This window comes from Aquimarina megaterium XH134 (assembly GCF_000520975.1).
Lineage (GTDB): Bacteria > Bacteroidota > Bacteroidia > Flavobacteriales > Flavobacteriaceae > Aquimarina > Aquimarina megaterium.
Map to the genome: position 1 here is coordinate 1 of NZ_JACB01000065.1, position 24,005 is coordinate 24,005.

Sequence of the window (24,005 nt, forward strand, 5' to 3'; positions counted from 1 at the left end):
AGTAAGAAAATCATTCCCCCAAATACAGGCTTGCTTACTTTGAGAAGAAAAGGTATTATTTTCATTATTTGCAGTTTGATGTAGAGATTGTGCACTCATTTTGAATACAAATACCATTGTTGATAACATGCCTATCCAAAGCATGTGTTTTTTGTAATTTTTCATTGTGAAGTTTGTGTTTTTTTATTAGTATTTTTTTTATAAAAACTAATAAATGTTAGTTGCAATAAAATTACAGTATTGAGGTATGTTTTCATTTTTCACGCTTAATTTCAGTGATTTTTATTCTTTTTTAGTTTTTTTTAGTCTTTTTTCTTTTTAGAAGAAGATATGTTCATTTTGTGAAGTGTTTTTTATGCCAAAAAAATAACATCTCTATAGGATAAGTATAGAATATAAAAGTACTTTCTTAGGATTATCGATACATATAGCTTTTGGATTGGTGTTTTTTTTAGACAATTTTGGCCAATCTAAAAATTGCATCATGCTACTTTATGCAAGAAGTAAATCGGGGTTGTTTTTTAACAAAATAAAAGATAAACACTTGATTATACTATGCGTATAATATGTTATGATATAGTATCTGTTATCTCCTAAATATGGCAGAACATTCTTCAGAAACGTATTCGTTTATTTTATTTAGAACAGTATTTTCTTCTTGTACTATCCATAAGAATCTGCATCTAATTTTAGGGTTTTTAGTGATTGTATAATCTTCATTAGTTTGTTAAAATCAAAGAAAAATATGTAAAGATTAGTACTAAAATATCCATATATAATACTTTATTAATCCAAATGATGGTAATACCATAACTCTAAGATATATTTCGCTTCGAAATAATCAATCTTAAAATAATATGGAAAAAAAAGTAGACACAAATCAGTTCTCAAGGCTTTTTTCGATAAGAGCTTGGAAGCTAAACTTTACAAAAATCGTAAACAAAACTAAAATCCCATATCCTTCTTTCTAAGACATTATAAAGGAGGTTACTAAGAAAAGGCAGGTAGAAATAATATTTTAAAAGTTAATTATAACTGTATTTCTAAGCCTTAAACCTTTCTACAAAATTATGGATCAGGCACTTGGGAAAACGCCAGAAGATCCGTCAAGTAATTTTAAAATTTAATAAAACAAACTAATGAACACAAAAATTAATCTTTCGGTTATACTCATGCTGATTTTTTGTACAATAAGTTTTGCACAAGAAAAAACAGTATCCGGTAAAATAACAGAGGATTCTGGGATTCCTCTTCCTGGAGTAAATATTCTAGTCAAGGGAACATCAATTGGCGCATTGTCTGATTTTGATGGTAATTACTCTTTACAGGTAGAAGCAGGTCAAACACTTATTTTTTCTTATCTGGGTTTTAAAACAGAAGAAAAACTGGTAGGAAATGAGGCTACAATCAATATGATTATGTATCAAGATGCTACTTCACTAGATGAAATTGTAGTAACAGCTCTTGGTATAAGTAGGTCTAAAAAATCTTTGGGATATGCAACTCAACAGATAGAATCAGAAGATATTAGCAAAGCTAAAGGTGTAAACTTTGTGAATTCATTGTCTGGTAAACTTGCTGGAGTTACTGTTTCCAGAAATAATAATTTCGGAGGGTCAACAAATGTAATTATCAGGGGATATTCTTCTTTAACCGGTAATAATCAACCTTTATTTGTAATTGATGGTACTCCTATTAGTAATAGAATTAACAATTCTAGAAACTCGACAGCTGGTAGAGGAGGATATGATTATGGTAATGCTGCGTCAGATATAAATCCAGATGATATAGAAACCATAAACGTTTTAAAAGGAGCTGCTGCTTCTGCCTTATATGGATCTAGAGCAGGAAACGGAGTAATTATAATCACGACAAAAAAAGGAACTAAAAACAAAGGGTTAGGAATAACAATTAATTCAAACACTACATTTAGTAAATTTGATCCTAAGACATTTGCGAGATACCAAAAAGAATACGGAGGAGGTTATGGAGCTTCTTTTGTACAGGAAGATGTAGATGGAGATGGTATTTTAGATAATGTTGTAGATACAGGAGGCGATGCTTCTTGGGGACCAAGATTTGATCCTAATCTCTCAGTATATCAATGGGGAGCTTTTTTTCCAGAAAATCCTAATTATCGTACTCCTACGCCTTGGGTAGCAGCAAAAAATGACCCTACTTCTATTTTTCAGACAGGTTTATTACAATCAACCAATATTAGTGTTGATGGTGCTTCAGACAAAGGAGATTTTAGGTTAGGATTTACCAATGTAGAACAAACAGGGATTTTACCCAACAGTTTAATTAAAAGACAAACAGTAGATTTTGGCGGAAGTTATAAGTTGACAGATAAAGTCACAGCCAGAGCAAAGGTTACGTATACCAAAAATAGTGGGCGAGGTAGATTTGCAACAGGATATGACGAAAATAGTGTTTTGCCTGGATTGCGACAATGGTACCAAACAAATGTTGACTTAAGAGAGCAGAGAGATGCGTATTTTAGATTAAGAAGAAATGCTACTTGGAATATACGATCATCGGCACGTACAGGTGACGATCCTTATGCGCCAAGACCACAATATTGGGATAATCCATATTGGACATTATACGAAAATTATCAAACTGATGGCAGAGATCGTGTCTTTGGAAATGTAGCTTTAACATATAAAGTGAATGATTGGTTTGATGTTTTGGCAAGAGTGACTATGGATAGGTTTGATGAAATAAGAGAAGAAAGAGTAAACGTTTCTAGTTTTAATCCATCTGAGTATAACAGATTTAATGGGTTTTTTAGAGAAATGAACTACGACATGATAGGGAACTTTAATTTTGATATTACTGAAAAGCTTAATTTTAAAGGACTACTAGGAATGAACCTTACTAGAACGAATAGAAGTTCTATTTTTGCAGAAACCAATGGAGGACTTAATACTTTTGGATTTTACTCTTTATCCAATTCGGTAAACCCAATTGCACCACCTATAGAAAGAAAATCTAGTATGGGGGTTAACGGGTATTATGCTAGTGCATCATTTGGTTATGATGATATATTATTCTTAGATGCAACCTACAGGATAGATCGATCATCAACATTACCAGATGGTAAAAGACAATTTAATTACCCATCAATTTCTACTAGTTTTCTTTTTTCTAACCTCTTTACAAGTGATTGGTTAAATTTCGGAAAATTGAGGTTGAACTATGCCGAAGTGGGTAATAGTGCTGGAGTACTTCTTGTAGACGATGTATATACTTTTGTTAATGGTTTTGCAGGACAATCGCTTTTCTCATTACCAAATAATAAAAACAATCCTACACTTAAGCATGAAACCGTTATAAGTTATGAAGCAGGATTAGAAATGAAGTTTTTTAAAAATAGATTTGGATTTGATATAACAGCATATCAAACAAATAGTAAAGATCAAATTCTTCCATTAGATATATCTACTTCTACAGGATTTAATTCAAAAATTGTAAATGCTGGTGAAATAGAGAATAAAGGATATGAGGTTAGTCTTTTTGGAACTCCAATTAAAACCGAAAACTTTGAATGGAATATCAATGTAAACTGGAGTACCTATAAAAGTGAAGTAGTTTCATTATTGGATGGAATTGATAATTTAAGTTTATCAGGAACATTACAAGAAGATGTTTCTATTAATGCCACTGTAGGAGAACCTTATGGTACGATTAGAGGATCTAGTTTTAAATATCTTAATGGCCAGCGAGTTGTTGATGAAAACGGATACTACGTGACTAACGAAGAAAATGGAGTGATTGGTAACATAATTCCAGATTGGAATGGAGGAATCAACAATACGTTCAGATATAAAAACGCTTCGCTTAGTTTCTTAATTGATATGCAAAAAGGAGGGGATATCTATTCTCTTGATCATACATATGGATATGCTACCGGAATATTTCCTGAAACTGCAGGACTTAATGATTTAGGTAATCCTATAAGAGATGCTGTTGCCGATGGAGGAGGGATAATTGCTCCTGGTGTTAGAGAAGATGGGACTCCTAATACAGTGAGAACTCCGGTAAATAGTTTTGATAGCCCATTTATTTATTACAGATCAACAGATGAACAAGATGTTTATGATGCTTCTTTTGTAAAATTAAGAGAAGTGATATTCTCTTATTCACTACCATCAAAATTATTAGATAACCTACCTGTTAATGATGTAGTGGTTTCTCTAATTGGTAGAAACTTATGGATTATTGACAAAAACATCCCATATTCTGATCCAGAAGCAGGATTAAGTGCAGGTAACTTACAAGGGTTTCAATCTTCTGCATATCCCACATCTAAAGAATATGGTTTTAACCTAAAAGTAAAATTCTAAAAAAATGAAAAATAGTAAAATTTTAACCATACTATTCAGCTTGTTTATGATCTTTTCCTGTAAGGTAGATGATCTTAATGTGAGCGATAAACAGATTTCTGACGTTCCTTCGTCAACATTATTTACTAATGGACAACGAAATTTGGTTGACCAAATGGTGACTCAAAGTATTTTTGATAATCATTTGAAATTTTATGCGCAATATTGGGCGGGTACAGGTTTTATAGGTCCAGAAACTAATTTTCAAGATCTTAAGAGTTTTCCACAAAATTATTGGAATACACTTTATAGAGATGTTCTAAGTGACCTTAACGAAGCGGCTCGATTAATTCCCGAAGAAGAAATATTCGGTTTTACTGAAATAGATAAGCAAAATAGATTAGCAATTATCGAAATTTTGAAAGCATATACCTTTCATGTCTTGGTAGATCTTTTTGGAGATGTTCCTTACTCTGAAGCCCTGTCTTTAGATGAAAATATCTTAAACCCAGTTTATGATAATGATCAGAATATTTATACTAATATTATAAATCAGCTAAATACTGCTATTAGCAACCTTAATGCTTCCGGACAATCATTTGGTGATTCAGATTTGATGTATCAAGGAGATGTCTCTAAATGGGCGAAATTTGCAAATTCCTTAAAGTTACGTTTAGCACTTAGGATTGCCGATGTAGATTCTAATCAAGCAGGAACACTAGCAACAGAAGCAGTTAACTCTGGAGTATTTACATCTAATAACGATAATGCTTCATTGAGCTACGAATCGACAACACCTAATACAAATCCAATATGGGAAACTCTTGTAAATAGTGGTAGAGAAGATTATGTTGTTGCAGAAGCAATAGTAGATATTATGCAACCGATTAATGATCCAAGACAATCTGCTTATTTTGATAACAACCTAACTCCTTATGTAGGAGGAATACTAGGAAACCTTAATACATTTGATGATTTTACCCACATTGGTACTGCTTTTCATCAACCTGATTTAGAAGGGTTGTTACTTGATTATGCAGAAGTAGAATTTTTATTGGCAGAAGCTGCAGAACGTTCTTTGGTTGGATCTCCGGCAGATGCAGAAAATCATTATAATAATGCTATTACAGCATCTATTACATATTGGGGAGGTTCATCTGGTGATGCAACAACCTATCTAGGGCAAGCAGATGTAGCTTATACAACTGCAACTGGAAACTATAGACAAAAAATAGGAACTCAACAGTGGATCGCTTTTTATAATAGAGGTTTCGAAGGATGGTCGAGTTATAGAAGATTAGGTTTTCCTAATTTAAATGATAGCTCAGAAGGTAATCCTGTCCCGAGAAGAATAAAATACCCTATTAGAGAATATAACACTAATGGTACAAATGTGACAAACGCTGCTTCAAATATTGGAGGAGATGAATTAAGTACCAAAATATTCTGGGATGTGAATTAAGAGATATAGAACTCATTTTTAATTTGTGATAGTCCTTTCCCTCTTAATAGACAGTCTAATCTGATCAATTAAGAGGGAATTTTGTTTATAAAACAATAGTAAAGTACCGTTTCCTTTTTCTACTACCTGAATGGATATTAATCAAAAAAATCAATATTTAACATTGCATAAGTTAATTTAGTATTATACATGGATAATTTCTAGGTACTTTACACCTTAAATTCATGGTATATTTGACCCGAAATATTAAACCACAATTATGGCTATAAATTGGAAAGGCGTAATGCCAGCAGTAACAACTAAATTCACTAATGAGGATACTTTAGACCTTGATATGTTTGAAGTCAATATCAATGCCCAACTAGAAGCTGGAGTTCACGGAATTATTCTGGGAGGAACTCTGGGAGAGGCTAGTACCTTAAGTGATACGGAAAAAAGAATTTTGGTAAAAAAGACGGTTGACATTGTTAATGGCAGAGTTCCTGTAATCATGAACATTGCAGAGCAAACGACCAAAAATGCAATTGATGCAGCTGCAAAAGCTAAAGAAGACGGAGCTCAGGGATTAATGATGCTACCCCCAATGCGTTACAAAGCTGGAGATCGCGAAACAGTAGTATATTTTAAAGAAGTAGCTAAAAGTACAGAGCTACCAATTATGGTGTATAATAATCCTGTAGATTATAAAATTGAAGTAACTCTGGATATGTTTGAAGAGTTATTAGAAATGGATAATATACAAGCTGTAAAAGAATCTACAAGAGATATATCTAATATTACAAGAATCAAAAATAGATTTGGTAATCGCCTAAAAATTCTTTCTGGTGTTGATACTTTGGCCTTAGAGAGTCTTTTAATGGGAGCAGATGGTTGGGTTGCCGGACTTGTAGATGCTTTTCCTGCAGAAACCGTTGCTATTTACGAATTACAAAAAGCAGGACGAATTAAAGAAGCACTTGAGATATATAGATGGTTTTTGCCTTTGTTAGAATTAGATATTAATGCAAAACTAGTACAAAATATTAAGCTAGCAGAAGTAGCTACCGGAATCGGTACCGAAAATGTACGTGCGCCAAGATTACCACTTATTGGTGAAGAACGAAAAAACGTTCTTAGCATTATTGAAAATGGATTAAAAACAAGACCTGCTTTACCAGAGTATAAAGAACTAAATGCTGTAGTGAGTTAGATTTTTTGCCCCAAATATCTTGTTTTTACTTTAATCAATTTTATTATTAATTCATTTTACACTAAAACCATTAACCAATATATATGATAACCGGAAAAAATTATATAGGAAATAGATTATCGGCAACAGGATCCGTTTCTCGTAAAACATTCAATCCAAAACTAAATATTGAGAACGAATACGAATTTTATGAGGCTACTTTAGAAGAAGTAGATGAAGCTACAGAATTAGCACATCAGGCTTTTAAAGAATATAGAAATGTTACAGGAGCTAAAAGAGCAGAATTCTTACATGCTATTGCAGATGAGATTTTGGCTTTAGATGATGAGTTGATTCAGGCATATACTTCAGAAACCGGACTGCCAGAAGGAAGAGCAATAGGAGAAAGAGGTCGAACAGTTTTCCAATTGCGTTCTTTTGCAGAATTAGTTTCTAATGAAGAGTGGCGAGAAAATACAATCGATTTGGCAGATACCAACAGAACACCTGCACCTAAACCAGATATTAGAAAAACTAATATTCCGTTAGGACCTGTAGTAGTATTTGCAGCGAGTAATTTTCCTTTGGCATTTTCTACTGCAGGAGGAGATACAGCTAGCGCACTAGCTTCAGGATGCCCGGTAATCGTTAAATCTCATGCTATGCACTCCGGAACAGGAGAACTGGTGTCATCTGCTATCATCAAAGCAGCCAAAAAAACAGGAATGCCAAATGGCGTTTTTTCAAATATTACCGGAAGTGGGAGAGTAGTAGGAGCTGCCCTGGTAAAACATTCAAAGGTAAAAGCTGTTGGTTTTACAGGAAGTATCTCGGGAGGAAGAGCCTTATTTAATCTGGCAGCTAACAGAGAAGAACCAATTCCTGTTTTTGCAGAAATGGGAAGTATTAACCCTGTAATTATTACACCCGAAGCAATTGCCAAAAGAGCAGACGAAATTGCAACTACATATGCTAATTCTATTACAGTTGGTACAGGTCAGTTCTGTACAAATCCTGGGCTAATCCTAACAATAGATGGTGATAATACCAGAAACTTTATCAAGGACCTGGCAGAAAAAAGTACTGCGATAGCTCCCCAGTGTATGTTACATCCTAATATAAAAAGAGATTATGTAGAAAATAGAACGACCATATCTTCTCAATCAGGCGTAGAAGTAGTAGCTTCTTTAACCGAAGAAGTAGAACCTAATTTTGCTCCTACCCAAATTTCTGCTGTTTCTGGAGCTGATTTTTTAACCAATCCAAAAATGCATCAGGAAGTCTTTGGCCCTTTTTCATTAGTAGTTAGATGCAAAGACGAAGCAGAACTTGTTGAAATTATTAATAATCTTGAAGGACAATTAACAGGAACGATCCTGGCAGAAAAATCAGAGTATCAAAACTTAGGTGATATCGTTAATGCGCTTCAGGATAGAGTTGGACGTATCATTTTTAATGGGGTACCCACAGGAGTAGAAGTTTGTCCATCTATGACACATGGAGGACCATATCCAGCATCGTCTGATTCTAGATTCTCTGCCGTAGGAACAAATGCGATAAAGCGATGGGTAAGACCGTTTAGCTATCAGGATTGGCCAAACGAATTGCTCCCAAATGCACTTAAAAATGAAAATCCTGATGAAATCATCAGAACCGTAGATGGAACTCATTCTAATGAGAAAATGTAAGTTTTGATTCTAGAATAATATTCTAATAACAATCTGTTTAAATGTTGGTATTGTTAAGTTTATAATCAAAAGGGTGTGGTTTTTTTTACCATATCCTTTTGGTCTAAACGTATAAAAGAATAGAGTATAGAAATGAATTTTGTTTACAAAAAAAACAGAAAAAAGAATGAAATAAATAAAACAACTTATAAATTAACGGCTGTACCTTTACTAACAAAACAAGAAGAGGTGCAACAGGAAAACAACTATTAATCATTTTATTCTGATAGAATTTCTAATATGCGCTACAAGAGTTTACCAAATACCGTTTTTATACAGAACCGAAATAATTTTACTTCCAGAACTTTGGAGAATACGATTACTATTCTCACTTCTAATGATATCAAGCATACCAATGCAGATGATGTTATGGGGTTTGCCCAAAACAATGATTTATTTTATTTATCAGGAATAGACCAGGAAGAAACATTACTGGTATTATATCCAGATGCTTATAAACCCGAAAACAGGGAGATTTTGTTCATAAAAGAAACGAGTGAGCATATCAAAATCTGGGATGGTGAGAAATTAACCAAAGAAGAAGCTGGTCAGATTTCAGGAATCCAACGAATAGAATGGGTACATGATTTTGAAAAAATATTGCAAGTAATGGCCTTCGAAGCAGATGGTTTTTATTTAGGACATAACGAACACATAAAGCGAATTACATATAACAAACAAACACAACAGGATCGAATGATTAACTGGTGTAAAGAAAAATACCCTTTGCACCAGTATCATCGAGCCGCCAAAATTACAAGAGCTTTACGTCCTGTTAAATCAAATGAAGAAATTGCGCAGATACAAAAAGCTGCAGATATTAGTATCGAAGGTTTTTATAGGGTACTCAAAACAGTAAAACCAGACTGTAAAGAGTACGAATTAGAAGCAGAATTAACGTATGCACTCCTTAAAAAAGGAGGGACAAGACATGCTTTTAAGCCTATTGTAGCTTCAGGAAAAAATGCTTGTGCATTACACTATAATACCAATGATAATACTTGCCAGGATGGCGATATGATACTTTTGGATTTTGGGGTTTGCTATGGTAATTATAATAGTGATACCACACGTTGTATTCCTGTAAATGGTAAATTTTCAGACCGACAAAAAGAAGTGTATACAGCAGTATTACATTGTTTAAAGGAAGGTAGTAAACTACTTAAGCCGGGAGTGATCCCTGCAGATTATGAAAAACAAATGGCCGGTTTAGTCGAAGAACAACTGATCAAAATTGGAGTTCTCGATGCTTCTGAAGTTGCGGCTCAAAACCCGGATCAACCTTTGTATAAAAAGTATTTCATGCATGGTACAGCGCATCATCTAGGGTTAGATGTTCACGATGTAGGTTTGTATTCTAGGGCTTTAGAACCAGGAATGGTACTTACTTGCGAGCCGGGGATCTATATCCCCGAAGAAGGAATAGGTTGTCGCCTGGAGAATGATTATCTCATTACAGAAACTGGAAATACAAATCTCACACAAGCTATGCCTATCGAAATTGAAGAAATTGAAAAGTTGATGACAGCGTAGTGTTAATTACAAAATTATAAATTATGAATGCATTAGGAATAGGCGGTTCTACCATCGAAAAAGAATTAAATGCAATACAGCCAAAAGCTCACCTTGCTAAACCCATTCAAAAAGAAGAATTTCAAGCCAGAATAGATAAAGCTTGCGATCTCATGAAAAAGCAAGAGATTCCCGCAATATATCTACATGCAGGAACAAATTTATTTTACTTTACAGGAATGCGATGGAACCCAAGTGAACGAATGGTGGGAGCATTGCTATTTCCTGATGGCGAAGTACATTATATAGGCCCTCGGTTTGAAGAAGGTACTATTTTGGATTTCATGTTAATAAAAGGACCTGTTCATTGCTGGGAAGAACATGAAAGTCCATATACCTTATTTGTGGATATTCTAAACAAGAAAAATATAAGAGGTAAGGATGTAGCTATGGATGAAGCAACTCCTTTTTTTATTATTGATGGAATTCTAAAAGAAAAATCTACTTATCATCTAATTAATGCCAAACCAATCACTGCTGGGTGTCGAATGATAAAATCTGAAGCAGAAATTGCCATCATGCAAACTGCAATGGATATTACGATGGAAGTACAAAAAGCCGCAGCAAGAATATTGAAACCAGGAATTAGTGCCAAAGAAGTCACCGATTTTATTAATGAAGCTCATAAACGATATGGTGTTCCTTCAGGATCATATTTTTGTATCGTATTGTTTGGTGTAGATTCTTCTTTCCCTCATGGCGTAAAAACACCAAAAGATTTAGAAGAAAACGAAATAGTATTGGTTGATACTGGATGTGTCCTGCATGATTATATTTCAGATATTACCCGAACATATGTATATGGTGAGATTAGTGAGCTACAACGTAAAATATGGAATCTTGAGAAAGAAACTCAGCTTTCTGCATTTGCAGCTGCTCAATTAGGAAAACCATGTTCTGTAATAGATAATGCTTCAAGAAAAATGCTAGAGGCCAAAGGACTGGGGCCTGATTATAAATTACCGGGGTTACCGCACCGTACCGGTCACGGAATCGGACTAGATATCCACGAATGGCCGTATATAGCAAGACATGAAGATGCAATTCTTGCATCAGGAATGTGTTTTAGTAATGAACCTATGATATGTGTGCCCAATGAGTTTGGAATTAGATTAGAAGATCATATCTATATGACCGAAGAAGGACCAAAATGGTTTACACAACCAGCGCACTCTATTGATGATCCTTTTGGATTATCTCTATAACCAAAGATAGAACTATACTAAAAAATCTAAATACTAAGTATTAAAGGGCTATCCTATAGGATTATCAATAATGCTTTAGGATAGCTTTGTTTGTTATCTAAAAATAAACCCATTTTTCATTGGATCATCAGGATCGATCATAAAAGTGTGCATTCCTGTAATGTGTGCCGTTCCTTCAACTTGTGGTATTACTGCTTTATAAGGACCATATTCTTCTTCAGAAATAACAGAACCTTTAAATACAGAATCGGTAATACTTTCTATAGACATCGTATCACCATACTGTATTTCGTTTCTCATTTTGTGTATTGCCATTCTACCAGAAACTCCCGATCCGGTAGGACACCTATCTACTTCTCCTTCAGCAAAAATACATACGTTTCTACTGTCAATATTTTCCTTAGAAGAATTTCCAATAAAAATGGTACCATATAAAAAACTAAGATCTTCTTCATAAGGATGTAAAATATTAGAATCTTGCTCTATTACAGCATGTTTTATATCCATTCCTTTAGCAATCAATTTTCTATATGAATTTGAAGTTAAATCAAAATCAAAATTGTTTTTAGCCATATCTACATACGCATAAAAAGCACCTCCGTAGGCTAAATCATAGATAACCTCGCCTATACCATCTACTTTTACCTTTCTATCCAATCCAACTACAAAACTGGGGACACAATGAAAACGAACTCCTGTTACTTTTCCGTTTTTTACTTGTGCATAAGAAATGATTCGACCACAGGGAGCATCAATTTTTATGATATTGTCTCCTTCCTGGTAATCGATCCAGTTCATTTCTACAGCCAATGTAGAAATGGCAATAATAGCATGACCGCACATGGTGCTATATCCTTCGTTGTGTATAAACAAAATGCCAAAATCTCCATCATCATCATTAGGAGGGAGTAAGATACATCCATACATATCGGCATGACCACGAGGTTCAAACATAAGTGAAGTACGTAAATGATCATAATGCTCCTTACAATATCTCCTGTATTCTAATACCGAATTTCCTTTTAGTTCGGGAAAACCATCGACAATCACCCGAAGGGGTTCTCCTCCTGTATGCATATCGATGGTTTTGATTTGTAACCAATCTTTTTTGGGGTTGAAATCAGTATTTTTTAGAATGTTTTGATATGTTTTACTCATGCGTATATTGATTATAATAATAAGTAGCTGCTGCTAAATCTTCGAGAGCATGCCCTACAGATTTAAAAATAGTTATTTCATGATCACTGGTTCTTCCTTGTTTAGTTTCAGAGCAGAGTTCGAATAAGTCAGCTTTGATATCTTCTTCTTTTAGAACACCTTCTTTGAGAGGAATAACAATGTCTCCACTTTCTTTAAGGCCTCCCTGAAAAGTGTCTACAAAAACAGTGGCTTTTTTTATACTTTCATTATCGGCTTCGCGCATATCCTTTTTGTAGGCTCCAACTAAATCTATATGCTGTCCGGCTTTTAAATAATCACCCAATACCAAAGGAGTTTTAGATAATGTTGCACAGGATATAATATCTACTTCAGAAATTTTTTCTTCGATTGTAGGTATAGCATAGATATCAAAACTTTCTCCTTCTAATTCAGCTGAGATTTTTTTAGCTTTTTCATGATTCCTTCCCCAGATATAGACCGTTTTGATAGGTCTTACATTGGCATGCGCTTTAATTAGATTAGTAGAGAGTGCACCTGTACCGATCATTAATAAGGAAGAAGCATCAGGTTTAGATAAATATGATGATGCCAGGGCAGAGGCTGAAGCAGTTCGTTTTACGGTCAAACTTTTTGCTTCCATTATTGCTTTGATAGTACCTTTGATGGCATCCATATACAAATATGTACCCTGGATCGAAGGTAAATCAAACTGCCCATTTTTGGGACTTACCGTTACGATTTTTACTCCTGCTTCTTTACCAGGATTCCAGGCGGGCATTAACAATAGCGTAGAATCTTCCTGAACCACAGGGTTTGGAAAATCATGATGATGACGCATAGGTACCAGTATAGAATTTGATGCAAATTTGTTTCTTAATTCAGCAATTAGCTCATTAAAATTCGTGTTGTTTTCAATAAAATCGGTATTGATTTGAACAATTGTATCCATAGGTTATAAATGTAAACAAATCCCAATTCGTAATGGCATACTAACTCAAATCTTATTAAAATGATACCATTCTTAGGTAATATAGTATCATTAAATCGACACCCTTTTAAGCTATCTTTAAAATATTAAAAACTATTTATTTTATGAATCGAACTAAGTATATATTATTACTACTTCTTATTAATCTTTCCCTTTTTTCTTGTAAAAGCACGTTACCACCTACTGCCGAGATATCTTTTGAGCAAAAATTAAGAAATTTGTTCCCTACAGCAGATATAAGTGCAATACAGGTAAATGATCATTTTACAGAATCGTACCGATTGATATTGAAGCAGCCACTAGATCACAATAATCCAAATGCAGGAACTTTTGATCATTATGTATATGTATCTCATTCTGATTATTCGCAGCCAACAGTATTAGTTACCGAAGGGTATTCTGCAAAACATCGAACATATGAGTTGAGTACCCTGTTGAAGGCAAATCAGGTTATGGTAGAATACAGATTTTATGGGAAATCAAGACCAAATCCAATTCCATGGAAGTACCTGACCAATGATCAGGCTATTCAGGATTATCATCTTCTGGTTACCAAACTTAAAAATATATATACCAACAAATGGATTTCTACAGGAATAAGTAAAGGAGGGGAGACTGTATTGATTTATAAATCAAAGTATCCAAAAGATATGGATGCTGCAGTTTCTTATGTAGCTCCTTTGATTAATACTCGAGAAGACCCAAGAACACAAGAGCATATCGCTACTGTTGGCACCAAAGAGTGCAGAACTAAGATTACTAATTTTCAACGGTTATTGTTAACTCAAAGAGAGGCTCTTTTGAATCAAATTGATCAGCATTCGAGAAAAAAGAAAATGAGTTTTACAAAAGTATCACCAGAAGAAGCTCTAGAATATGCAGTACTAGAATTTCCTTTTTCTTTCTGGCAGTGGGGAGGGAAGTGTGATGAAATACCTAATGGACATGCCGATGCTGCCACTTTGTTTGTCTACCTTAATAAAGTAGTAGGAATTAGCTTCTATAGTGATAAAACATATCACAACCTGTTACCTTCTTATTATCAACATATGGTAGAACTCGGATATTACGGATTTGATAGTACTCCCGTACAGGATTTAATTAAAGTGGTAAAACAACCAACTAATATGAGATTTGCTCCAAAAAATGTTCTTATGGTATATGATCAGGATTATATTAAAAAGGTTAGGGATTATGTAGAGAATGAAGGAGATCATATCATTTACATTTATGGAGAATATGACCCTTGGGGAGCGTGTTCACCTACTCCAAAACCTCATGTAAATGCCTTAAAAATGGTATTGCCCAAAGGAAGTCATAGCACGAGGATTAAAAACTTCTCACAAGACGATCAGAGAAAAATCTATGATAAATTACAAGCATGGTTGTAAAAGATGATTAAACTATGTTTTTGCTATTATTCTTAAGCCTGTAGCTGATACTACAGGCTTAAGAATAATAACAGATGGTGAATTAATACATTTTTAAAACTTGAAATTCGTCATAGCTTAGCATCCATGCATCATCTTTTTTTACCCATTTCTCCTGGTAAATTTTTCCTTCCCCGATATTCATAGACCAATCTGAAGAGATATTAACTCCATTTGGAGAAACTACACCAAATGTGGGGTTGTGATAGGTTATGTTTTTTGCACCAGAGGTAATTAATTTTTGCCAAAACTGAGTAATCTTAGGTTTGCCATGTAATAATTTGGCCATAGGAATGGCATTCATTGTGGCATTCTTAAGATACACATTTGTAAATGCTTCTGTATTTTGTGTGTTAAACCCTTTAATGATTTTTATAGATGTTTTGATCACAGCTTCTAGCATTTGATGACTTGCAATAGGATTTGTTTTATTTTCTGTAGGTATTTTAAATTGTTCTAATACTTCAAAATCATCATAAGTGAGTACCCACTTACCATTTTTTTTCTCCCACTTTTCTTGAAAAATAATGCCTCTTCCGACATTCATACTCCAATTTGCAGATAATAATGCAGTTGAAGTATTAACGACTTCTATACTTAGATTTGTATAGATTAAATTTGTTGCTCCTGATTGCATAAAAGGTTGCCAAAAATCTGTTATTTCCCGAACGCCTTTTTTTATACCAAAAGGTTGGGCACTCATCACAGCTTTTGCATCATAGCCTTCAATACAGATGTCACTTTTTCCTTCATTAAATGCTGTTATCCATTCTTTACTGGCATTAAGTACTTCTAATGCTATTTCGTGATGTGCGGTAGGAGAATGTTCTGCATAAGATTGTTTTATGGTTTCTTTTTTCTCTTCTGGCTTATGTTGGACCCAGGCAATAGAAACTATTAGGATCAAACATAATACTATTGTGTTTACTACTTTCATTTGTATGTTTTTTTAAATTCTAAGTACAAAGAAAGCAGTAGAAGACATGTCATACTTGTGACTTTTATCACACTAGGTATTTTTTTTTAGAATTCTAATTTCTTGTTTTCCTAATGTAACGATTCCCTCTGTTTCTAATTTTTTTAAAAGCCTCGAAATTACTTCTCTCGTAGTAGCTAACTCTCTAGCTAGTTGTTGATGAGATCTTTGTAAAACAGCATTGTCAGATTCTATCATTAAATATTCGAGTAAACGTTCTCTAAGAGGTTTAAAAGCAAGTTTTGAGTAATTATTAATTAGTACATTGTAGCTATCTCGAAATGTATTTATGGTAAATCGATTCCAGGATTTATAAGTAAAACACCAATCTTTTACAAATCTTACAGGGATATTTAATACTATTGATTCTTCTTCAACAATAGCATTAACGGTACTTTTACAATCTTCAAAACAAGCAGACAAAGAGAGGGTACACGTTTCCATATCTCCCAAATAGTAAATAAGGATTTCCCGCTCTTCGTTTTCCTGATACACTCTAACTTTTCCGCTGATTACAATTTTCAGAACTTTGATATATTTATTTTCCTTTATTAGAAACTCACCTTTTTGATGCTTCGAAATAGAAGTTTTTTCCCGAAGTTCTTTTTTGAGTTCTTCTTCTGATATATGTAATTTTTGAAATACATGATCTAACATAATCCAAGGGTGTTTTCGTTTTTAAGAGTAGCCTTTCAAAGTTTATAGTATTGATAATTTCAATGTTACTCTTTCAAAATTCAATTAAAATAATGGCGACATTACAATAAAAGTAACAAAAAAATACAGGCAAATAGTGAATAAAGAAAACCATCAAAATTTACTTTTGACGGTTTTCTAATTTTGACAATGATATTATAAAAATTAATTTCCTATTTCTTATAAAACAGATTTAATAAAAATGGGATGTTTATCAGGGCTTTCGATTTTTAATACTGCCCTTTGATCAATGTCATCAAAGGATTTTTTAACAGAAAAACCGGATTGATGTAATTGGGTTTGTTTTTTATCAAGATCTTTTGTTTCGAAAACAATTCCTTTAAATCCCAGTTTGTTATTTGTTTGATCATTAAAACTAAAATTAGATGGGTACTCGGTATTCCAATAATATTGTAGTTCTATGAAGGTTTCTTTTTGTTGATACATCCATTCTCTGTTCTCAATAGCATCGGGATCACTAATATTTGGTGGATCTAAATGATCGGGGCCCAAAAAATATAATGTAAACCCTGTTCCATTTCCTCTGTCTACGTACATTCGTATTTTAAATTTCAAATCGGAAAAAGTTTCATAGAACTTAATGCTTTTGATGGGGTCTTTTGTTCTAAGTGTTATGAGTCCAAAAACTGGGATTTCTTTTAAAGGAAAAGTATCTATCTTAAGTGTTGGCACCGTATTTTGCTTGAAATGTTTTTGTATGTATTCAATTTGATACATATTAGGATCTTTTGTATGAAGTAAATACCCTATATCTCCAAATTGATATGGTTTACCCGATAAATATTTGTCCTCGATAACTGTATAAACAGATTGAATATCATCTACAAATAAGCTGTATTTCCAATAATTATCTTCAGGAGAATGTTCATAAACTTCATCAAGATTTACTTTTTCTTTATATTTCCGTAATTCTAAAGAGGCAGGGTTTTTATGGTTTGGAAATCTAAGTATATATCGGGACTCATGTTCGGTATGAATACTGTTCTCTAGTTTCATTCCGAGATGAGATATATAATAGGCGAGGGTTTCCTCTTCATTTTTAATACTTAATAGTAAGCTGGATAATTTCATTAGTTAGGCATTTAGAGATTCAAAAATCTTGATAGATGGAGCTTCTGCCAGCATGGTTGTTAAAGTATCAAAATCACCTGTTTCTTTTCTCCAATTTAGATAGTTTTGAAAATGGCTTTGCGATTCCCAGTTTTCAATTAATAAGATACTGTTTTTATCTTCGAAAAACTGGGATAATTGTGCTCCTAAGCAACCTTCATATTTTCTTGTATCTGGTAATATTTGTTGAAAGAATTCTTTTATTTTTTCTTCAGAATTACTTTTACCCGTTAATTCAAATTTTACAATAGTGCTCATTATTTATTTTTTATGTTTTTTAGATCTGTAAAATAACATCGAATTAAGAAGTGATGCTTGTGACTTTTGGCACACAGAATAAAAAAACAGTAATCATTTTTAATTCTTATCAAATTATAGGATTCATACTGGATGTACAAAAAGCGCAAACCTTTACGATTTGCGCTTTCTACTTTTATTCTTCGTCTTTAATTTTTAAAAGGATATTGGCCAGGTGTTCTGGTTGAGAGAAATTTGGAGTATGGCTAGAATGTAATGTGAATACTTTTTTTACCTTTCCTTTATACATTGCTCTTTGTACTTCGATAGGTATAGCCCTATCTTCTGTACATTCTATATAGTACTTTGGGATTCGCCCAAAGTTACTGTCTGTAACTTCTAACTCATACATTAGAGGGGCAGATGGTTCTGGAACAATATAGGGTTTGGCTCCATCAAAAGCTTTTTTAGGGATATCATGAGCAAAGGCATTTTGAATTTCGTTCTCATCTACCAAAGCATAAGTTTTATCTTCAGACAGGTAGAAATTATCTACCGCTACCGAGCCTTCTACTCCCTGAGCTGCACTAAAAAAAGAGCCTCCTTTAGGTAATAAAAATGCGGTAAGATAGACAATACTTTTTACTTTATTGGGTCGTATTTCTGCAACCCTGCTCACTGTAATACCATTAAAACTATGTCCAACTAATAGTACGGGTTGCTCTTGCTTGTCGAGAATATCTGTAATTGCTTTTACATAATCTGTCATTGTAATTGTGGCAGGAGGTGTTTTATCATTTCCGTGCCCGGGAAGATCTGGGGTAATTACAATATGTCCTTCATTTCTTAATTTTGAAGCTACATTTTCCCATTGCCAGGCACCTAGCCAGGCAGAGTGTACTAATACATACGTTTCTTTTTTTGTTTCCATGATGTTACCTTTTTTTGTGTTTACATTGTTGTTTGCACCATTGCTAAATGTTACTATTCCGATTAGGAAAACAGCAACTAATTTTAATTTTCGTTTCATAAATTTTTAGCGTATTACTTATGGCACAAATGTATATGTGGAAACAGCCTTAAACTTGTACCTTTTGATACAAGTGGCCTAATACATTTTATTTTTTTCTGAAGATGCTAGGAAAGAAGTTCTATTTTCTTGAAGTGTAGTTGTACAATATGATCCAATTCATATTGCTTTAAGATTTTTGAAACTACTTCTCTAGTAGTACCTACTTCTTTGGCTAATTGTTGGTGTGAAATCTCTATGATTGAGGAATTATTTCTATTAGCTTCGGATCTTAAGTAATCTATTAATCTTTCATTTATTTTTTTAAAGGCCAGGTCTTTGTAAGAAAGCAGTAAATCTTCATAACTTATAATGAAAGAATTCGTGGTAAAGGTGTTCCAAGATTTAAACATAAAACTCCATTCGGATACAAATCGCACCGGAATTTTAATAAGTGTAGTTTCTATTTCTGTTTTGGCATGCACAAGGCTTTTACAATCCCTAAACGTAGCAGACAACGACAATACACAGGTCTGGATTGGGTTTACATAATACAGTAAAATTTGGCGATCTTCATTTTCCTGCCATACTCTTACTTTTCCCGAAATTACAATAGCTAACCACTTGATATATTTATCCTGCTCTACAATAAAGGTGTCCTTTGGTACTGTTTGTAGTACTCCTTCTTTAAGAATATGTTCTTGCAGTTTTTCTTCTACAATATTCAAGCCTTTAAATAACTGTTCGAACTCGGTCATTTTTATGAGTAAAAAATAGTTAGTACTACTTTAATTATTGCAAATATATACAAGTGACGTATAACTTACAGTACATCTGTTTTTGAAAGACTCCTTATGCATTGTTAGTATCGCTATGAATAAGCTTTAGTATGTAAATCGAATATTAAAACCTTATTTTCCTCTGCTTGGTAAATTTGTTTTAAGGTAATGGGTTAATGTTTCACGTAAGTGTCTAGAGGTGTTTTCTCCTTCGTATATACCATGAGATCGGTTAGGATATGATACCATAGAGAATATTTTATTATGACGAATAAGCGCATTAGCCAATACTTCTATACTTTGATAATGAACATTATCATCTCCTGTTCCGTGAATCAGTAATAAATCTCCTTTAAGGTTTTTGGCAAAATTAACAGGAGAGCCTTTTTCATAACTTTCGGGCATGATTTGCGGTATTCCCGAGTATCGCTCCTGGTAGATGTTATCATATAATCTTTGATCAGATACTGGGGCTACTGCCATTCCCATTTTATAGATTTCGGGATACCTAAATAAAGCATTAAGGGTCATAGAACCACCACCGCTCCATCCCCAGATACCAATGCGATCCGGGTCTATAAAATCAAACATCTCGATACTCTTTTTTGTTCCTTGCGCCTGGTCTGAAGAAGAAAGAACACCAATTTGACCATACACACATTTTCGCCATTCTCTTCCTTTAGGTCCGGGAGTCCCGCGATTATCGATACTCATTATAATATACCCTTGCTGGGATAGCATGGTATGCCATAAATAGTTACTTCCGCCCCAGGAATCTAATACGGTTTGGGACCAGGGTTCACCATATACATGAAATAACACAGGATACTTTTTTGATGGATCAAATCCTAGAGGCTTGATCATATATGCATCTAGTGATGTGCCATCGTCTAAAGAAATTTTAAAAAATTCTTGTGGATTGCGATCTATAGCCGCTATTTGTTTTTTTAGCTTTTGGTTAGAGACCAAAGTTTTAATCACTTTGTGATCGGGTAAAGAAATAATATCGGTAGTAGGGGGAAGGCCAGATTTAGAATAAGTATGTTGAGCAAATTTTCCGTTTGGAGCAATACGATATCGATGCGTTCCTGGTTGATCTTTGGGTGATAGTCTTTCTGCTTTTCCCTTTTTATTAAGTTTGGTTCTATACAAGTACCTTTGTGTAGCATTTTCTGGACTTGCCATATAGTACAACCATCCATTTTTTTCGTCGATTAATTCAATATTAATCATATCTGAATCGGTAGGTGATACCTGAGTTTCATTACCATCTTTAATAAGGTAAAGCGCTTTCCAGCCACTTTTTTCACTTACCCAGGTAAATGTACTGGCATCCTCTAGATATTTAAAATCATCTACCGCTTCTAACCAAGCAGTTTCTTTATCTTCATAAATTACCTGAGTATTCCCATCCAGAGCATTGCAAAGTGTTACTTTATTATGATTTTGTGCCCTGTTGAGGTGTTGCAGAAGTAATGATTTAGAATCTGGTTTCCAAATCATCCGAGGGACATATTGATTACTGGCATCTCCTGGTAATTTCATCCAGGTTGTAGCTCCTCCCGATGTATTAACGACTCCAACTTTTGCTTCAGACGGCTTTTCTCCTGCTTTAGGATACTGTACTGGTATCGTATACGAATAGATAGAATCTGTAGTATTGATCATCAGGAAATTCTTTATCTTACTGGCATCGATCCTCCAGTATGCAATTTTGCGGCCATCGGGACTCCATCTAAAACCATCTCTACAAGAGAATTCTTCTTCATATGCCCAATCAAAGGTTCCGTTAATGATTTTATCTGTTCCGTCTGTTGTTAATGCAGTGATATTTCCATCGGTAAGTGATTCGACATAAATATTATGTTCTCTTACATATCCTACCTTATTTCCATCTGGAGAGAACTTGGCAAACATAAGCGAAGATGATTTTGCTTTTGCTCCTCCCAGTTTGGTTAGTTTTTTTGTTTTTAAGTGTAATACCCAATAATCCCCTTTGGTGTTATACCTCCATACTCTAGAAGAGTTGGTAAAGAATAAGACTTTACTTTTATCGGTAGACCAGGTATAATTTTCTATACGAAGCGGAGTGTCTTTTCCTTCGGGAATCATCCACTTTGCAGGAATTAAGATACTTTGTTCTCCTGTTTTAGTATCTGTTTTAATAATATCATAATACCCTTTGTTTTCTGAAGAAGCTACCAAGGTAGTATATGAATCTCCTCCTTCGAACCATTTTAAAGCTTTTGATCGTTCTGAAGAAAAGTCTCTGCTACTAAAGATTTGTTCTAGTGAAAGTTTTGATTGTTGTGCAGATAAGATGCTTACATTTAGTATAACAAAGAATATGCAGCAGATCTTTTTGATCGTATTACAATGTATCATTAATCAGAAGTTTAATTTTAAAGAAATGTTCAATTTGGTGATTTCTCAAAGATATAGTGATATCGTATGGATTTTGCACTATAAGTTAACTAAACATGATACTATATTATCTTTTTTGAGGTTATTTTATTGAAAAATCGGAGAAAATAATACTTTATCTCTTAGTTCAATTTTATTTCAGCATATAAAAACCCTTTTAAAGATTTACTTCAATTCAACTTAGAAGGATCATTATAGAGTGTTATTTCACTTTTTTTAGAAGTTTGGTTTTATTAAGAATTCGATATCCTATCCTATAATAGATTAAGATGATACAGCAACGACCTGTTGTTTCTTTAATTCCTCATCGTTTAAGTCTCGGGTCAACCAGCCACTTCTGCCAGCAGTGGCTATTGCATAAGGAGTAATCCAAAATAACGTAAAGGCATAAAAAACACTATATGGATAAGCCCAAAAAGATTCTGAGATAGTATGCTTTTTGGCATAAAATAAAGCTTGTATACTCGAAAAAACCAGTATACTCACCAATGTAGAACTAAGGAATAATAGTGGATATGTACATATAAAAAATAACATTAACAACGTAGCTGGATAGGCAGCTATCATTTTTAACCATTGGTTTAAGAGTAGTACTCGGGTACCAATTTTAGATCCTTTTCTAAAATTTGTAAAGGCAAATTTACTCATTGCAATATTTTCACGAATGTTACTTCTCTCCCAACGAATAAACATTTTTGATAGGTTTTTGTAGCGCTCTGGAGTGTTGGTATAAACGTATGCCTCACGCTGAAAAAATACTTTATAACCTTGTTTCAAAATCATATTAGTCATTGCACGATCTTCACCAATTTTTGAAACTTCCCCCATAAATGTTTGATTAATCCAGTCTTGAAGACAATTGAAGACTGCTTCTCTACGATAAGCAGATAAAGCACCTGGTGTACATAATACAGAACCTAATCTACTTTGTGCAGAACGGATAAATTCGAAACTAAAGGCAAAACTCACATTTAGCATACGTGGAATTACAGCTTTTTCTCTGTTTAATACACGTACATTTCCTGCCACAGCCCCACATTCTTTATTTACAACAAAAGGACTGACCATAAGGCGCAACGTATCTTTTTTAACTATAGAATCACTATCAACAGTTATAAATACTTCTCCTGTGGCTAAATTAAATCCACGGTATAATGCGTGTCTTTTTCCTTTGTTTTTAGGTTGTTGGTAAATCGAAACACGATCGCCTAATACTTCTTTAGCTTTTTGCATCCATTGCCAGGTATTATCCTGGCTTCCGTCGTCAATAGAAATCAACTGTAATTTTTCTTTCGGGTAATCACTTTCGGCAAGACTAAGTAAGGTTTTATAAACCAATTCTCCTTCATTGTAAGCAGGTACGATGACCGTGCAAGAAGGTAATTCTTCATGTGATACTGGTTTAATGATCTTATAGCGTAGATATAAAAACAGTATATAAATTAAAAAGCTAATTTTAAGAGTAAGTAGCGTGATACCAGTGATCATTAAGGGTGTCCCCCAGATGGTGTTCATTCTTTCTAAATACACTTTTTCAAAATAAGGTTGTAAGAAATAAAATAAAGATGCACCGCCAAATATTAGTAGAAATGTTGCTATTAGAATGAGGGGTGATGATACTTTTGAAATAAATTTTTCTAGAGAATTAGGGGATTTATTTATAGATATTGATGTTTCCAAAGATTCGCAAGATGTTGATTGCTTCATGAATG

General features: G+C 33.8%; 17 protein-coding genes. 7 read left to right on the forward strand and 10 right to left on the reverse strand.

Features of this window, described 5'->3' with window-relative positions; all coding sequences use genetic code 11:
• The first annotated feature begins 1,139 nt into the window (after positions 1-1,139).
• From Z053_RS0125715 to Z053_RS0125745, 6 genes are all read left to right on the forward strand, one after another.
• Complete coding sequence (locus tag Z053_RS0125715; protein WP_025667828.1) at positions 1,140-4,349, forward strand: SusC/RagA family TonB-linked outer membrane protein; 3,210 nt, start codon at positions 1,140-1,142, stop codon at positions 4,347-4,349.
• Between the two features lie 4 nt (positions 4,350-4,353).
• Positions 4,354-5,790: a SusD/RagB family nutrient-binding outer membrane lipoprotein gene (locus tag Z053_RS0125720; RefSeq protein WP_025667830.1), complete on the forward strand. Its 1,437-nt coding sequence runs from the start codon at positions 4,354-4,356 to the stop codon at positions 5,788-5,790.
• Between the two features lie 259 nt (positions 5,791-6,049).
• Entirely contained in the window at positions 6,050-6,979 is a 930-nt protein-coding gene (locus Z053_RS0125725; RefSeq protein ID WP_025667831.1) for a dihydrodipicolinate synthase family protein, read from the forward strand.
• Positions 6,980-7,062: 83 nt separating this feature from the next.
• A complete protein-coding gene (locus tag Z053_RS0125730) occupies positions 7,063-8,646 on the forward strand; it encodes an aldehyde dehydrogenase (NADP(+)) (RefSeq protein WP_025667832.1) in 1,584 nt (527 codons plus the stop codon).
• 279 nt (positions 8,647-8,925) lie between these two features.
• Positions 8,926-10,218, forward strand: a complete 1,293-nt coding sequence (locus Z053_RS0125740) for an aminopeptidase P family protein (RefSeq protein WP_025667833.1) — start codon at positions 8,926-8,928, stop codon at positions 10,216-10,218.
• Between the two features lie 23 nt (positions 10,219-10,241).
• Positions 10,242-11,462, forward strand: a complete 1,221-nt coding sequence (locus Z053_RS0125745) for a M24 family metallopeptidase (protein WP_035096892.1) — start codon at positions 10,242-10,244, stop codon at positions 11,460-11,462.
• A gap of 93 nt (positions 11,463-11,555) precedes the next feature.
• Here the strand turns inward: Z053_RS0125745 and Z053_RS0125750 are convergent, their stop codons facing one another.
• Both Z053_RS0125750 and lhpI read right to left on the reverse strand, forming a co-directional pair.
• Complete coding sequence (locus Z053_RS0125750) at positions 11,556-12,620, reverse strand: proline racemase family protein (RefSeq protein ID WP_025667835.1); 1,065 nt, start codon at positions 12,618-12,620, stop codon at positions 11,556-11,558.
• The gene (lhpI, locus tag Z053_RS0125755; RefSeq protein ID WP_025667837.1) at positions 12,613-13,572 is read right to left on the reverse strand and encodes a bifunctional Delta(1)-pyrroline-2-carboxylate/Delta(1)-piperideine-2-carboxylate reductase; all 960 of its coding nucleotides are present in this window, start codon (positions 13,570-13,572) and stop codon (positions 12,613-12,615) included. Before lhpI ends, Z053_RS0125750 begins: the two co-directional genes overlap by 8 nt.
• 143 nt (positions 13,573-13,715) lie before the next feature.
• Between lhpI and Z053_RS0125760 the strand changes: the two genes are divergently transcribed.
• Complete coding sequence (locus Z053_RS0125760; protein WP_025667838.1) at positions 13,716-15,002, forward strand: S28 family serine protease; 1,287 nt, start codon at positions 13,716-13,718, stop codon at positions 15,000-15,002.
• A gap of 82 nt (positions 15,003-15,084) precedes the next feature.
• Here Z053_RS0125760 and Z053_RS30535 read toward each other — a convergent pair whose 3' ends face one another.
• The 8 genes from Z053_RS30535 to Z053_RS0125800 form a co-directional block, all read right to left on the reverse strand.
• A complete protein-coding gene (locus Z053_RS30535; RefSeq protein WP_025667839.1) occupies positions 15,085-15,978 on the reverse strand; it encodes a hypothetical protein in 894 nt (297 codons plus the stop codon).
• A gap of 72 nt (positions 15,979-16,050) precedes the next feature.
• Positions 16,051-16,674, reverse strand: a complete 624-nt coding sequence (locus Z053_RS0125770) for a Crp/Fnr family transcriptional regulator (protein ID WP_025667840.1) — start codon at positions 16,672-16,674, stop codon at positions 16,051-16,053.
• 219 nt (positions 16,675-16,893) lie between these two features.
• Positions 16,894-17,805 (reverse strand): VOC family protein, encoded by a 912-nt coding sequence (locus Z053_RS0125775; protein ID WP_025667841.1) that lies wholly within the window; start codon positions 17,803-17,805, stop codon positions 16,894-16,896.
• Positions 17,806-17,808: 3 nt separating this feature from the next.
• Positions 17,809-18,102: a putative quinol monooxygenase gene (locus Z053_RS0125780; protein WP_035096894.1), complete on the reverse strand. Its 294-nt coding sequence runs from the start codon at positions 18,100-18,102 to the stop codon at positions 17,809-17,811.
• 175 nt (positions 18,103-18,277) lie between these two features.
• On the reverse strand, positions 18,278-19,111 hold the full coding sequence (locus Z053_RS0125785; protein WP_025667843.1) for an alpha/beta fold hydrolase: 834 nt from the start codon (positions 19,109-19,111) through the stop codon (positions 18,278-18,280).
• A 107-nt stretch (positions 19,112-19,218) separates the two neighbouring features.
• Positions 19,219-19,848 carry a Crp/Fnr family transcriptional regulator gene (locus Z053_RS0125790; RefSeq protein ID WP_025667844.1) on the reverse strand — a complete coding sequence of 210 codons (630 nt, stop codon included), beginning with the start codon at positions 19,846-19,848 and terminating at the stop codon, positions 19,219-19,221.
• A 153-nt stretch (positions 19,849-20,001) separates the two neighbouring features.
• Positions 20,002-22,254 carry a S9 family peptidase gene (locus tag Z053_RS0125795; RefSeq protein WP_025667845.1) on the reverse strand — a complete coding sequence of 751 codons (2,253 nt, stop codon included), beginning with the start codon at positions 22,252-22,254 and terminating at the stop codon, positions 20,002-20,004.
• A gap of 303 nt (positions 22,255-22,557) precedes the next feature.
• Positions 22,558-24,000, reverse strand: coding sequence for a glycosyltransferase (locus tag Z053_RS0125800; protein WP_025667846.1), 1,443 nt, complete (start codon positions 23,998-24,000; stop codon positions 22,558-22,560).
• Between the last annotated feature and the right edge of the window lie 5 nt (positions 24,001-24,005).